11 protein-coding genes are annotated in these 13,821 nt (G+C 65.8%); 5 read left to right on the top strand and 6 right to left on the bottom strand.

The window, feature by feature from the left end:
• Window positions 1-12 precede the first annotated feature (12 nt).
• From LJ754_RS11790 to speB, 3 genes are all read right to left on the bottom strand, one after another.
• Entirely contained in the window at window positions 13-531 is a 519-nt protein-coding gene (locus LJ754_RS11790) for a MarR family winged helix-turn-helix transcriptional regulator (RefSeq protein WP_227926727.1), read from the bottom strand.
• 95 nt (window positions 532-626) lie between these two features.
• Window positions 627-2,297, bottom strand: a complete 1,671-nt coding sequence (locus LJ754_RS11785) for a thiamine pyrophosphate-binding protein (RefSeq protein WP_227926726.1) — start codon at window positions 2,295-2,297, stop codon at window positions 627-629.
• The gene (gene speB, locus LJ754_RS11780; RefSeq protein WP_227926725.1) at window positions 2,294-3,262 is read right to left on the bottom strand and encodes an agmatinase; all 969 of its coding nucleotides are present in this window, start codon (window positions 3,260-3,262) and stop codon (window positions 2,294-2,296) included. The genes LJ754_RS11785 and speB overlap by 4 nt, the downstream gene beginning before the upstream one ends.
• Window positions 3,263-3,418: 156 nt before the next feature.
• Here speB and LJ754_RS11775 point away from each other — a divergent pair, with 156 nt between their 5' ends.
• Window positions 3,419-5,101 carry an FAD-dependent monooxygenase gene (locus LJ754_RS11775; protein WP_227926724.1) on the top strand — a complete coding sequence of 561 codons (1,683 nt, stop codon included), beginning with the start codon at window positions 3,419-3,421 and terminating at the stop codon, window positions 5,099-5,101.
• On the opposite strand, the gene LJ754_RS11770 is transcribed toward LJ754_RS11775, so the two are convergent.
• Genes LJ754_RS11770 through LJ754_RS11760 form a run of 3 tightly spaced genes read right to left on the bottom strand, consistent with a single transcriptional unit; the run spans window position 5,098 to window position 8,653 of the window.
• Window positions 5,098-5,673, bottom strand: a complete 576-nt coding sequence (locus tag LJ754_RS11770) for a helix-turn-helix domain-containing protein (protein ID WP_227926723.1) — start codon at window positions 5,671-5,673, stop codon at window positions 5,098-5,100. The genes LJ754_RS11775 and LJ754_RS11770 overlap by 4 nt on opposite strands.
• Window positions 5,674-5,697: 24 nt before the next feature.
• The gene (locus LJ754_RS11765) at window positions 5,698-6,861 is read right to left on the bottom strand and encodes an AI-2E family transporter (protein ID WP_227913481.1); all 1,164 of its coding nucleotides are present in this window, start codon (window positions 6,859-6,861) and stop codon (window positions 5,698-5,700) included.
• A 16-nt stretch (window positions 6,862-6,877) separates the two neighbouring features.
• Window positions 6,878-8,653, bottom strand: a complete 1,776-nt coding sequence (locus LJ754_RS11760; protein WP_227926722.1) for a long-chain-fatty-acid--CoA ligase — start codon at window positions 8,651-8,653, stop codon at window positions 6,878-6,880.
• Window positions 8,654-8,961: 308 nt separating this feature from the next.
• On the opposite strand from LJ754_RS11760, the gene LJ754_RS11755 reads away from it, so the two are divergent.
• The 4 genes from LJ754_RS11755 (at window position 8,962) to LJ754_RS11740 (ending at window position 13,638) form a co-directional block, all read left to right on the top strand.
• A complete protein-coding gene (locus tag LJ754_RS11755; RefSeq protein WP_227926721.1) occupies window positions 8,962-10,089 on the top strand; it encodes a VIT1/CCC1 transporter family protein in 1,128 nt (375 codons plus the stop codon).
• A 146-nt stretch (window positions 10,090-10,235) separates the two neighbouring features.
• Window positions 10,236-11,246 carry a DUF6507 family protein gene (locus LJ754_RS17045; protein WP_227926720.1) on the top strand — a complete coding sequence of 337 codons (1,011 nt, stop codon included), beginning with the start codon at window positions 10,236-10,238 and terminating at the stop codon, window positions 11,244-11,246.
• Window positions 11,243-13,057 carry an alpha/beta hydrolase gene (locus LJ754_RS11745; RefSeq protein ID WP_227926719.1) on the top strand — a complete coding sequence of 605 codons (1,815 nt, stop codon included), beginning with the start codon at window positions 11,243-11,245 and terminating at the stop codon, window positions 13,055-13,057. Before LJ754_RS17045 ends, LJ754_RS11745 begins: the two co-directional genes overlap by 4 nt.
• Window positions 13,054-13,638, top strand: coding sequence for a hypothetical protein (locus tag LJ754_RS11740; protein ID WP_227926718.1), 585 nt, complete (start codon window positions 13,054-13,056; stop codon window positions 13,636-13,638). The genes LJ754_RS11745 and LJ754_RS11740 overlap by 4 nt, the downstream gene beginning before the upstream one ends.
• Window positions 13,639-13,821: the final 183 nt, after the last annotated feature.

The following is a 13,821-nucleotide window of genomic DNA, read 5'->3' as shown; positions in this document are numbered from 1 at the left end:
TTTTTGTTTCGCTCACTTAGTTGCTTGCTCCTGCGGAGATAGGTGTGTGGAGGTTCCGACGGCGGGGCCGGTGGTGCCCGGCGCGGCCGTACGGATGGAGGTAAGGAGGGATTCGGAGAGCGCCCCGATGGACTCGGAGGCCAGCTGGGCCTGTTCCTCGGACCACTCCGACAGCGTCTGCTGCAGGACGGCGGCCCGCCGGTTGAGGGACTGGGCGAGGACGGACTCCCCCAGTTCGGAGAGGCGGATCAGGTTGGCCCGGCGATCCTGCGGATGGGGGCGGCGGTGGACGTACCCGAGCTCCTCGAGTTCGGCGACATGCCGGCTCAGTCCAGCGGCGCCGATTCCCAGTTTCGCGGCCAGTTCAGTGGCGCGCAGCTCACCGTCTTCGCCGATCATCCGCATGACGCCCTGCAGTGCGATGCCGGGACCGCCGTCGAGGATGCTGTGGTGGGTGAGGGCCCGCAGCGAACGCTGGAGGGCAAAAACACTGCGAACCAGCTCTTCTGCCGTGTGTTGCTGTACGGGCAAAGCAGGCCGCCTCCGAAACAATATTGATAGTTGACCTAGGCAACTATACGAACATTGTTTACCTAGGTCAACTAACTAAACCGCTTTGTGTCATGTCAGAGGTGGGTGGGAGCAAAGAGGCCTATCCGCGCCTCCACCACCACCACGTTGGGGCCTTCCGCAGCGAAAGATTCTTCCAGGGCCGTACGGATTCCGCCGGGAGCGCAACGGCGGGCCGGGACGCCGAACGATTCGGCCAGCTTGACGAAGTCGGGCCCGGCCAGCTCCGTGGCGGTGGCCTTGCCGAAGGCATCCTCCATGTATTCGCGCAGGATGCCGTAGCCGCCGTCGTCCACGATCAGCCAGGTCACCGGCAGGTGATGCTGCCGGGCGGTAGCCAGTTCCGCGATTGAGTACATGGCCGACCCGTCCCCGGATACTGCCAGGACCCGTTCCCCGAGCCCCACGGCTCCGCCAATTGCCCCCGGAAAGCCGTAGCCCAGCCCGCCGGCACCCTGGGCGGAGTGGAAGGCCCCGGCCTTAGCGTCCCAGCAGCTCCAGGCCCAGTAGGCGGAAATGGTCATGTCCCAGTAGGTCTGCATCGTCTCGGGTACGGCCGCCCGGATATCTGCCATGAACTGCCGCTCCATGTCCAGGTCCTGGCTGTCCAGCCTCGACTGCACCCGCGCCAGGGTTTCGGCCACCAGGTCCTCTGCCGCCTGGCCGTGCCAGTCCGGCAGGACGGCGGCCTGCGGCAGCGCCTGGTCCAGTGCTTGAAGTGCTTGCCGCGCGTCGGCCCGGATACCCAGTGCCGGCCGGTTGGACTCCAGCACCCGGGGCTCGGCGTCAATCTGGATGATCCGGCCACGCGGAGCCATGGTGAAGTAGTTGGAGGTCACCTCGCCCAGGGAGGAACCGATGACCAGGAGGACGTCGGCGTCCTCCAGCACGTCCGTCGTGTGCCGGTCCTCCACCCAGGACTGCAGCGACAGCGGATGGTTCCAGGGGAAGGCTCCGTTGCCGCCGGGGGTGCAGATCACCGGGGCATGGAGTTTCCCGGCAATGGAGAGCAGCTGGGCTTCGGCGCCGCTGCGGCGCACGCCGCCGCCGGCAATAACTGCCGGACGCCGGGCAACACCGAGCCAGCGGACAGCCTCCTTCACCAGCTCGCTGCGCGGCGGGTTGTCGAACGGCTCGGCCAGCGCATCTTCCACGGCCGGAACCATCACCGGATTCAGCAGCACGTTCTGCGGCACCTCGATCCACACCGGACCCATCGGTGCGGAAATGGCCTCGGTCCACGCATCCTGGATAGCGGACGGGATGCCGGAGGCGTGCTGGATCAGCCGCTGGCTCTTGGTGACGTTGGCGGCCGATGCCTTCTGGTCATCAAGCTGGTGCAGCATGCCGCGACGGCGGGCACCCAGGCCGTCAATGGGAAGCTGGCTGGCCACCACGATCATCGGCACACCGGTGGCATAGGCTTCCTGGAGCCCGGCCAGGGAGGTCAGCGCGCCCGGCCCGGTGGAGAGGAACAGCACCCCCACCTGCCCGGTGGCCCGGGAAAAGCCGTCGGCGGCGAACGCCGAATTGTTCTCCACCCGGGAGGAGATGAACTCCAGCCGGGAGCGGGACAGCGCGTCAAAGAGGCCCAGGGCGTGCTGGCCGGGGATCCCGAAGACCGTAGTGGCACCGAGTGCTTCAAGGGTTTCCACCACCAGGTCCCCGCCGTTGCGCACGGGTGCGGAGGATGCAGCGGAAGGGTTGGCGGCAGCGTCGGCGCTCATGCGGACAGTCCCATCAGGGTGATCAGGTCATAGGCCACGTGCGAGGCGGCCACCGCCGTAATGTCGGCGTGGTCGTAGGCGGGAGCTACTTCGACGACGTCGGCGCCCACCAGGTTCAGGCCGCGCAGTCCGCGCAGGATCTCCAGCAGTTCCCGGCTGGTGATGCCGCCGGCTTCCGGAGTGCCGGTGCCCGGCGCGTGGGCCGGGTCCAAGACGTCAATGTCCACGGACACGTACAGCGGACGGGAGCCGATGCGGCTGCGCAACCTGTCCACCACCTCATCCACCCCCTGCCGGAAAACATCCGAAGAGGTCACAATGCCGAACCCGAACCGGCGGTCCTCCTCAAGGTCCTTTTTGCCGTAGAGCGGCCCGCGGGTGCCCACATGGGATATTGCCTCGGTGTCCAGGATGCCTTCCTCCACCGCCCGGCGGAACGGCGTTCCGTGGGTGTATTCGGCGCCGAAGTAGGTGTCCCAGGTGTCCAGATGGGCATCAAAGTGCAGCAGCGCCACCGGCTGCCCCGCGCGTTCGGATGCTGCACGCAGCAGCGGCAGGGCAATGGTGTGGTCACCGCCCAGGGTCAGCAGCCTGCTTCCGGACGCCGTCAGGTCCAGCGCGTGCTGCTGGATGGTTTCGATGGCCTCGTTGATGTCAAAGGGATTCACGGCCATGTCGCCGGCGTCGGCCACCTGCAGGTTCGCGAACGGCGAGGCATCCAGCCCCGGGTGATAGGGGCGCAGCAGGCGGCTGGCCTCCCGGACGTGGTTGGCGCCGAAACGCGCCCCCGGCCGGTAGGACACCCCGCTGTCGAAGGGAACCCCCACCACGGCCACCTCGGCACGGTCCACCTGGTCCAGGCGCGGCAGGCGGGCGAAGGTCGCCGCTCCGGCATACCGGGGGATCCGCGCCGCGTCCACCGGCCCGGTGTTGCCGTTGGCGCTGACGCGGGGAAGCTCATCCATGGGTGTCTCCGGGATCCCCGGGGCGTCCTTGCCCCGGTGCGGTGGTGGTGTGCGGCGGTTGTGTGCGGCGGTTACCCGCGGTTATCTGCAGGTAATCAAATGTTTACCAAAAGGCTAAAGTGGAACTGCGCTCGCGGTCAAGACTAGGCTGAAGGCATGGCGGCCCACGATAACAGCGCAGACCCGAACTACGACGTCGACGTCCTGATTGTGGGCGCGGGCCCCACGGGGCTGGCGCTCGCCGCCCAACTCAGCGCCTTCGGCGCGAGCTTCCGCATCATTGACCGGCGGCAGAGCCCGGGCACCGAATCCCGTGCCATCGCCATCCAGCCCCGCACGCTGGAGGCACTGCGGCCCTTCGGCGTCAGCGCTGAACTGGCGGCAGCCGGCCGTCCCGCCCGGCAGCTGCACTTGCACCTGCCCGAGGAAACGCTGGAAGTGGACCTGTTCGACACCGGCATGGACGATACTGCTTTCCAGCAGCTGCTGTTCCTGTCCCAGACGGAAACCGAACGCATCCTGACGCAGTACCTGCTCTCCCGCCGCGTACGGATTGAACGCGGAGCGGAACTGCAGGACCTGGAGCGGCTGGACCCCGAGGATCCCTTTGCCGGCATGGAAGCCAAGATCCAGCGGATGGACCGCGGAATCGAACGCATCCGTGCGCGCTACGTTGTCGGCGCAGACGGGGCCGACAGCACCGTCCGTGCCAAGGCCGGCATGGATTGGCGCGGCGGGGCTTACCCCGACACCTTCATCCTGGCCGATGTCGAAATTGACGGCGCCGAACCCGAAACGGTGCATTCCTACCCCACCGAAGACGGTTTCCTGTTCCTGTTCCCGCTCGGCGGACCGGCCACCTGGCGGATGATCGGCATCAAGCCGCCGCATCGTCCGGCAACGCTTGAAACCCTCCAGGGCATGGCGGACACCTTCACGCACGGACAGCTGACCGTCCGCGATCCGAAGTGGATCAGCACTTTCCGGCTGTCGCACCAGATGGCGGAATACTTCCAGCGGGGCTCCGTGTTCCTGGCCGGCGACGCCGCACACGTCCACTCCCCCGTGGCCGCGCAGGGCATGAACACCGGCATCCAGGACGCCCTGAACCTGGGTTGGAAGCTCGCACTGGGTGCCCGCGGACTGGCCAGCGAAGAGCTGATCGACAGCTACCACGCCGAGCGGCGGCCCGTAGGCCAGGAAGTCGTTTCCACCACGGACCGCGTTTTCAAGCTGGCCACCAGCCGCAACGGCCTGAAGAAGCTCCCCCGCACCAAGCTGCTGCCCGCCGTCGCCCCCAAGGCCATGGCCTGGGACGGGCTGCGCTCCCGCCTCTTCCGCTCCATGTCCCAGCTGAATGTCAACTACCGCGGCAGCAGCGTGGTGGACTCCGGAGCCTCACGGTTCCCGGCAGCACTGTCCCGCGGACCCCGCCCCGGTGACCGGCTGCCCGACGCCGACGTCATCCACCAGGACCGGGAGCGCCGGCTGCAGGACCTCCTGGCCACGCCCGGCTTCTCCGTGCTCCTCTGCGGGCCCGGCTGGCCGCAGGACGCACCGGCGCGGCTCGCCGCTGCCCTGCCGCAGCTCGCGGGCCTGCTGAACGTCCGGCAGCTCACCGCCGGCAGCAGCCTGATTGCGGACGACGCCGGCATCATCAAGGATGTCAGCGGGCTGGCGTTCCACCGCCTGGGCCTCAGCCCGCGCCGGGCCGAACTGCTCGTGGTCCGCCCCGACGGCTATGTGGGCTACCGTTCCGCAGGCCGGGACCTAAGCGGCGCCGTCGAATACCTCGAGGACCTGACCGGGACCGCCGAGAGCACCGCTGTCAGCGCCTAGGAACCGCCGGGGCTGACCAGGGTCCAGAGCACAACGGTTTCTTCCCGGGACGGGTTGCGCCAGGAATGCGGCTCGCGCCCGGGGAACGTCACGGTGTCGCCCGTGCCCAGTTCCATGGACTCGTGCCCCAGGATGAGTTCGAAGGTGCCCTGGACCACGTGCAGCACCTCGACGTCGCAGTCCACCGAGTAGAGGTCCGCCTCCCCGGAACCGCCCGGTTCAATGACGGAGCGCACTATCTGCACCCGGCGCTCGGTGCGCGCGGTGAGCAGCCGTTCCTCAATGCCCTCCCCGCCCAAGTGAATCTTCGGGGCATCGTCCCAGCGGGTCACGTGGGTCTCCGGCGCGGAAAACAGTTCGCCGATGGAGATGGACAGCACCTGGCACAGGGTGAGCAGTGACGCGACGGACGGCGAGGTGAGGTCCCGCTCCACCCGGCTGAGGAATCCCTTGGTCAGGCCGGTGGCCTCAGCCACCTGCCCGATGGTCATCCTCCGCGCCTGGCGGGCGGAACGGATCCGCACGCCGATGGCCACCGGTGCGTTGCTCGGTTCTACAGGCAGGGCCTTCATGGTCGGCGCGGATCCTTTCCGGGGTCAGTGCTTTTCGGCCGATTCCATTTCGGGCTGGTCCTCCGGGTTTGGGATCTCACCGGCCTCTTCGATGTCCTCGCCGGTGTCCTCCCCCGTCCACACCTTGATAACGGCCCAGCCCACGGCGGCGATGGGGACAGCCAGGATGGCACCGATGATGCCGGCGAGGATGGTGCCGGCGGTCAGCGCCAGCAGGATGACCAGGGCATGGATGCTCAGCGACTTGCCCATCACCACGGGCTGGAGGAAGTTGCCTTCCAGCTGGTTCACCAGGATGATCACGATCACCACAATCAGGGCGACCACGGGACCGTTGGCCACCAGGGCAATCAACGCGGCAAAGACACCGGCCGCCGTGGCACCGACCAGCGGAATGAACGACCCGACAAAAACAATGACGGTCAAGGGCAGGGCCAGCGGCACACCCAGGAAGAACAGGGCCGCACCGATGCACACGGCGTCAACCATCGCCACGATGGCGGTTCCGCGGATGTAGCCGCCCAGCACTTCCATGACCCGGAAGCCGGACAAACGGGCTTTGTCCCGCCGGTCGTCCGGGAACAGCCGCAGGAAGAAGGCCCAAATGCGGTCCCCGTCCTTGAGGAAGTAGAACAGCACCACGGCCATCAGCAGGAAACCGGTGGCGAAGGACGTGGCTGCGGAGAGGCCTGCAAGCGCGCCGTTGCTGACGGTGCTGCTGGTGGCGAAGTCAATGGCACTGTCACGCGCGCTGCGCAGCATGTTGTCATCTATGGGCAGCGGCCCGTTCTCCACAAAGTCATAGAGCTTTTCGAAGCCCTGCACGGCCTGGTCCACCAGGGAGGACCATTCGCTGCGGATGGCGAAGACAATCCCGGTGATCAGTCCGCCGAAGACGGCCAGCAGGAGCAGGAAGGAAAGGCCTGTGGCCAAGGCACTGGGCCAGCCCTTCCGCCGCAGCCAGTTGACGAACGGGGCAATAGCCGCACCCAGGATCAGGGCCAGCAGCACCGGGATCACCACCAGGGTGATCTGCATCAGCCCGTACACGGCGACGGATACCAGCAGCAGGATCAGCAGGATCTGGGCAGAGCGCTGGCCGGCATGGCCAAGTGCGCCGCTCCAGTACCGGGCAGGCCTGGTGTGGTCGGGGTGCCGTTCCGTCTGGTCCGGTTGTGATGCGCTCATGTCCGCTCTTTTCCGCTCAGGCATTGTTCTGGGCGTTGGTGGGGGCAGTACCTTCGTCTGGGGTGGCGGGGTGGCCGCCGTTTTGCAGGTTGTCGCGGACGTGGCGCCGCAGGACCTTGCCGATCAGGGATTTGGGCAGTTCCTGGATCTCCACGATGCGGCGCGGGACCTTATAGGCGGCCAGCTCGTTGCGGACGTAGGTCCGCAACCCTTCGGCGTTGAAGCCACTTCCGGGCTTGACCACAACTGCAGCCACCACGTCCTCGCCGCCGCCTGAGCGGGCCAGTCCAACCACGGCGGCGTCCTCAACCGAGTCGTGGCGCTTCAGCGCCTCCTCCACCTCGGAGGGTGAGACGTTGAAGCCGCCGGTGATGATCAGTTCCTTGATGCGGTCGCGGATGGTGACAAACCCGTCCTCATCCACGGAGACAATATCGCCGGTCCGGAACCAGCCGCCGTTGAGCAGGACCGCTTCCGTTTCCTTGGGCTTGTTCCAGTAACCGTCAAACACCTGCGGTCCGCGGATCAGCAGTTCGCCGGGCGTGCCCTGGGCAACGTCCATGGCCGGGTTTTCGGGGTCCACAACACGGATATCCGTCAGCGGGAACGGCACACCCACCGTGCCCGGCTTCCGGGAAGGACTAAACGGGTTGCCCAGGGCAACCGGGGAAGTTTCGGTCAGCCCGTAGCCCTCAATGAGGTGTCCGCCGGTGGCCGCTTCCCAGGTTTCGACCGTTTCCAGGGGCAGGTTCATGGCACCGGAAATAGCGAATCTGATGCCGCGCAGCGAGACGCCCTGTTCTGCTGCCGCGGCTGCCAGCCGGTCGTAGATGGGCGGCACCGCCGGCAGGAACGTGGCGGGGGACTTCTTCATCGCCTGCAGGGTGAGGTCCTCGTCGAACTTCGGGAAGAGGACCAGCCGTGACCCGGTCTTCATGGCGCAGGTCAAGCTCAGGGTGAGCCCGTAGGCGTGGAACATGGGCAGCACGGCGTAGAAGGTTTCCTCGCCTAGCCGGAGGCCCGACGCCCACGCGACACCCTGGGCAGCGTTGGCCATCAGGTTCGAGTGCAGGAGCATGGCGCCCTTGGGGTCTGCCGTGGTGCCGCTGGTGTACTGGATGGCGGCAAGGTCACCGGCCGCGGGACGCGGATACCGCCGGCGCAGCGGCCGGTTGTTCAGCAGGGTCTTCCAGGTGAGCACCTTCCGGGACCCGCTGCGGGGCTTCGTGTCCACGGTCAGCGCCGCGCGGGCCTTACGCGCCTTGGGGACCGGCAGCTTCAGCGCGATCCGGTTGGACAGGGGCATTGCGGAGATCAGGTCCACGGAAATGATGGTCCGCACGGGGATGTCTGCGGGCAGATTCTGGATCTGTTCCACCGTCTTGTCCCACACAATGGCCACCGTGGCCCCGTGGTCCTCAAACTGGTGCCGCAGTTCCCTGTCGGTGTACAGCGGATTGTGCTCCACCACCACTGCACCCAACCGCAGCACGGCGTAGAACGCGACCACGTGCTGTGGTGAGTTGGGCAGTACCAGTGCCACGCGGTCACCCTTGCGCACCCCCAGCTTCAACAGACCTGTGGCAACCCGGCGGATCTGCTCTCCGAGTTCCTCATAGCTGGTGGTGGCGCCGAAGAACTCAAGGGCGGTCTTGGACCGGTACTTGCGGATGGAGGTCTCAACCATGTCGACAAGGGATTCCTCCGGAAGGGTAAAGCCTTCCAGGACTCCCTCGCTGTAATGGCGGGTCCACGGGCGGTCCGGATCCGTAAGAGGGTAGTTTTTGCTCACGCATTCGACTTTAGCGCCTGCCCGCCCCTTGACTTAAGTTATTGAGCCTCCAGCTCAACCGGGCCCGCGGCGGGCCGCTCCGGTTCGGTCCCGCCTTGCGCCGGCTGATTGCATTACACTGGGACGTTGAAGGGGAGTAGCTCCGGCCCGGGCCTTTGGTTCCGTACGGCCGAGGCCTGTCGACATACTGGACGCCGCGGCGTCCCGGCAGTCCACCCGACGGCACGCAGCCCGGGCGAGCGAGACCTTCGGTCAGAGACCTTTTTAACTGGCCGGATCCCCCTGTTCCGGTCCCTGTCAGGAGCACCGTGAATTCCCAGTCACCGCCGGAGCCGCACAACGGGCCCAGCGTCCCTTCCAATGCCGACCTCAAGCGCTGGCGGCAGTACCTCGCCGACGAACAGGCCGAAGCCGCCACCTACCGTTACCTCGCCGAACGCCGCGACGGGGAGGAACGCGACATCCTCCTCGCCTTGGCCGAGGCGGAGGGCCGCCATGAGGAACACTGGCGCCAGCTTTTGGGCGACGACGCCGGCCGCCCGATGCGCGCATCCTTCCGTAACCGCGCCCTCGGCCTGCTGGCCCGGCGTTTTGGCTCGGTGTTTGTACTGGCGCTGGCCCAGCGTGCCGAGGGCCGATCGCCCTATGCCCAGGACCCTAACGCCACCAGCGCCATGGCCGCTGATGAGCAGATCCATGAAGAAGTGGTCCGGGGCTTGGCCACCCGCGGACGGACCCGGCTTTCCGGCAATTTCCGTGCCGCGGTGTTCGGTGCGAATGACGGCTTGGTCAGCAACCTCGCCCTGATTATGGGCATTGGCGCCGCCGGGGTTTCCAGCACATTCATCCTGTTCAGCGGGCTGGCGGGCCTACTCGCCGGCGCCCTGTCCATGGGTGCCGGCGAGTACGTCTCGGTCCGGTCCCAGCGGGAACTGCTGGACGCTTCCCGACCCACCCAGATCACCCTTTCCGCCGCGAAATCGCTGGATATTGACGCCAACGAACTGGTGCTGGTGTACCGCGCCCGCGGAATGACCAGGGAGGCCGCCGAGCACCGTGCGGCTGAACGAATGGGGCTCTACACCTGCGACTGTGACCCCAGCTTCTCCCTCAACCCCGAGGCCGACACCGAGGACCGCCGCGACGAGCACGAATCCGTCGGCACCGGGCTGGGTGCTGCGGCCTCCAGCTTCTGCTTCTTTGCCTCCGGTGCCGTGATCCCGATCCTGCCGTACATCTTCGGCCTCACCGGACTCACCGCCGTCGTTCTCTCCTGCGTCTTGGTGGGACTGGCGCTGCTGATGACCGGCGCCGTCGTCGGTCTGCTGTCCGGTGCCTCGCCGCTCAAGCGGGCGCTGCGCCAGCTGGCGATCGGCCTCGGTGCTGCGGCCGCCACATATCTGCTGGGGATGCTTTTCGGCACCACGGCACTCTAGGGGAAGTACATGGGGAGTTCTCCCCATGTACGAATTCCTTTCGGCAGGTTATGTTCTTCCCGAAACGGGGGAACTGTTGAATATGGGCTCTCCCGACTGTGTCCGCATTTCCAGGGGCAGCAGGAAACCGGTTCAAGGGGGAGACCATGAGCGAGTACGACATAGATGCCGCAATAGTAGGCAGGATCGTCACCGACACCGAGACGATTCTGACGGCGAGCCAGGGTGTCCACAGCCGTATCCAGGGTTTCATAGACGACGTCGAATTTGCATTAGGCAGCAGCCCGGTCCTTTCCGCCTTTTCCAATTTCGCCGGAGAAACCCTGCTAAAGGATATTGAGACCGTCCTGACGCGCTCTGACAATGCTGTCTTCGCCACCCGGCGGGCGATTCGCGCCTATGTCATTGGTGACGAGGAAATGCTGGCTAACGCACAGCTGGCGGCTGGCAGTGTTGTCCCGCTGGATCCCCCGGGTTCAACAGCAGGCGTGACATGGGAACCCCCGTCACCCGCGCCGGCGCCTGAGGCGACCGTCCCCGTTCCCGTGCCGGTTGTTCAGGCTCCAGAGGCGACCGTCCCCGTTCCCGTGGCCCAGGCGCCCGAGCCTCCGTCTCCTGCTCCCGTGCCTGGTCCGGCTCCGATTCCCATCCCCGTCGCGGAAACACTGCCCGCCCACCTGCCGGCCGCTCACATCCCCGTCGCGGAAACACTGCCCGCCCACCTGCCCGCCGCGCTTCCGGAGGTCGTCGGCACTGCTCCGGGAGTGGTGACACCCGGGCACCCGGGCCCCGTCCTGCACATTCCCGATCCTTCATTTCCGGGGATGGACCCGGGGCACGGGCACGTTACCCTTCCCCTGCCGCTGCCCCTGCCAGAGTCAATCCCGGGCGGTGTGGACCAAGGAACAACACCAGCCGTTCCGGGCCACCCCGGCCCTGCAACCCCCGGCCCCGGGACTACATGGCCGGGCATCGATCCGGGCTTCATTATCGACCCCGCTGACCAACCGTCCGCTGGAATCCCCATCCCCGAAACCGGAGGCGGAGAGCCCAGCGCGGCACCGGAGCCGGTTCAGTTATTCCAAGCAAGCTCCCAAGCGGACGCGGCCCCGACAGCTCCCGTCCAGACATCCCGCGGAAGGTGGGGCCTAACATGAGTTTGATTGCAGTTGACCTGAGCGGTACGGAGAATCTTCCGGAACCTGAAGCACTCAGCACGGCGGCTGCCGGCATAGCGGAGCAAACGGACCAGATGGCGCAAACGCTGAACGATGCGCAGGACAAGTGGCGCACGATCACGGACTACTACCGCGCGCCGGAACAGCAGGTTGTCTTCAGCGCGATGGACAAGCCAAGTGACCACGGCGAGGCAATCGGGCGGGTTGCGGCGTCCGCGCGTAACGCACTTGAGGAATTTGCCGACGCGGTACGGACCATCAAGGCTAAGCGCGCAATCTTGGATGCTGAGGTGGGAGCCGCCAAGGTTGCGGATAGAGCAAGGGAGAATTTAACTCCAGGCTTTGTGCCCGACTTCATTGCCGACTTCGTGGATGAAAAATCTGACGCACTGGTGAGCGCCCTTCTGCAGCGCCAGGCAGATGCGCTGGCAGCGGACCTGCAGGCCGCGGAAGAAACGTGCCGGACGGCGCTGCGGGCACTGCGCCGGCGCACCAGCGACGTCCTCCCGGCCGCCGCAGCGAATGAAAACGAATACGCTGCGTCCGACGCCACCCGTGCGCTGAATAAGGTCCTGAACGGTGACGACGGACCGGACGCCATGCGCCAGCTCCTGGCCGCGTTGGCGTTGCTGACTCCTTCCCAAGCTGCGCAGTTCAAGCAGAGCAACCCGGAATTATTTTCCGGACCGCACCCGGGGCTGGATCCGCGAAGTAATAAGGAGGCCTGGAGCCGGTTGGCGGCGGCACAGCGGCAGTCCTTGGCCAAACAATTTCCGCTCATGGTGGGCAACCTCGAGGGAATCCCCTATTCCGACCGGACCGCCGCCAATGCCGTGGCGCTGGAGGCGGCACTGGTCGACGCCGAAGGCGAGCGCAGGGATGCACTCCTGGCTATCCAAGCCGGAGCCAAATCGGCTCCCGGTGCAGCACCCCGCGGCATCATCTCCCTGGACTTGAGTTCCCCTCCTCTTGCTGCGGTAGCCATCGGCAACATGGACACGGCAGACAACGTCACATGGAACGTTCCGGGCATGGGGACTTCGTGGAAAGAGGATGAAAGCTGGACCGATGCGTCCCAGAACATCTATGACGCGCAGGGGAAGCTCGGTGAGCATAACCAGGCGGTAGTCGCATGGATCGGTTATGAGACCCCGCCGCAGCTCTCGCTGGGACATACGGAGGTCCTCGATACCGCTCACGCCAGAGCAGGCGGGGAAAAGTTCGCCACGGCGCTGAACGGTTTCCACGCTGCCAGCGGCAACCGTGATCCCTACATCGCCGTGGCTGCCCATTCGTACGGTACAACCACGTCAGCCTACGGCTTGACTCAAACGGATTTTGACGTGGATTCCGTGACCTTCTTCGGCTCAGCGGGACTGGACCAGGCGGTTGTGGACAACGCAGCGGACCTGAATATCAAGCCGGCATCAGACGGCACTCCTGCATTGTTTGCCACCAACGCTCCCCAGGACATTGTGGCCCCCAGCGGCGGGTATTTTGGGTACCGCATCAATCCGTTGGAGGAAGGTTTCGGGGCACACGAATTCAGCTCCAAGGGGGATCCCGCACGGGATCTCGTGGCGACGCGTGGACACTCTGTCAACGGTAGCGGCGACACAAACCTGGACCCCTTCGGGACCCAGAAGGGGCACGGATACCTTGATATCCGTACCCACAGCCTCGATTCGGTGGCGCGCGCCACAACCGGCAGGGGCGATAGTGTCTTGAAACGAGACCGCCAGATCTTTCCACCGCTCCATGACCCCGAAGAGATGGCCGAGTACCTATGACCTTCCCCCGACTGACCCCGGTTGCAGCCACTGTCGCTGTGGCGCTCACCCTTGTTCTGTCCGGCTGCACCCGCACCTCCGAATCCGAGGACCCGATGTTCCAATCCGACAATGCCGGCAACGACGGCGCAATGAGCACTTCCAAGCCTGCCCCCGAACTCCTCCAACGGATGCTCGACCTCAATGAGGAAACCACGAAAGTGCACGGCGGCAACTGGACATTTTCCGGGCCGGACAGGCTCCCCTGGGAGAGGGACACAACCGGGTACTTCGGGCGTGTATGTCCGGGATCGGAGCCTCTGTCCCACCGGTACACCGGCATGATCATGGGTCCGGCTGTCGATGACCCCGAGGCAGCGGTTTCCAAGTACGTGTCCCACTTCGAAAAACAGGGATTCACCGAAGTGGGCCGCTACAACGAGGACGTCCCGTCCGACACCGGGTCCGGCTACTACATCATCGTCACTCTCGAGGATGCCGAGGGTAACGCGCTGATCTACCAAGCCGGTAACCACCTCAGCAGCCTGTCCTACGAGGGACCCTGCTCCGAGGACCCCGCCATGACCATCCCCACCACCTGACAGCAGCTGCCCTGGTCCCGACTCCTGCGCGAATTTGACTTGAGACGTTGCATACCGCAACTCTGGAAGAGACACACTCGCGAATTATGTAAAGGAACGCAGAGTTGGGACCACGTTGCTTTGGGGATACCGGCTGGAAGCAGGCGCGCTGATTGCGCCCTCCGCCGGGAGTGGTTGCCAATC

It is taken from the genome of Arthrobacter sp. zg-Y40 (genome assembly GCF_020731535.1).
Classification (GTDB): domain Bacteria; phylum Actinomycetota; class Actinomycetes; order Actinomycetales; family Micrococcaceae; genus Arthrobacter_B.
The sequence above is the reverse complement of the archived record's forward strand: the minus strand, read 5'-3'. Positions and strand labels throughout refer to the sequence as shown.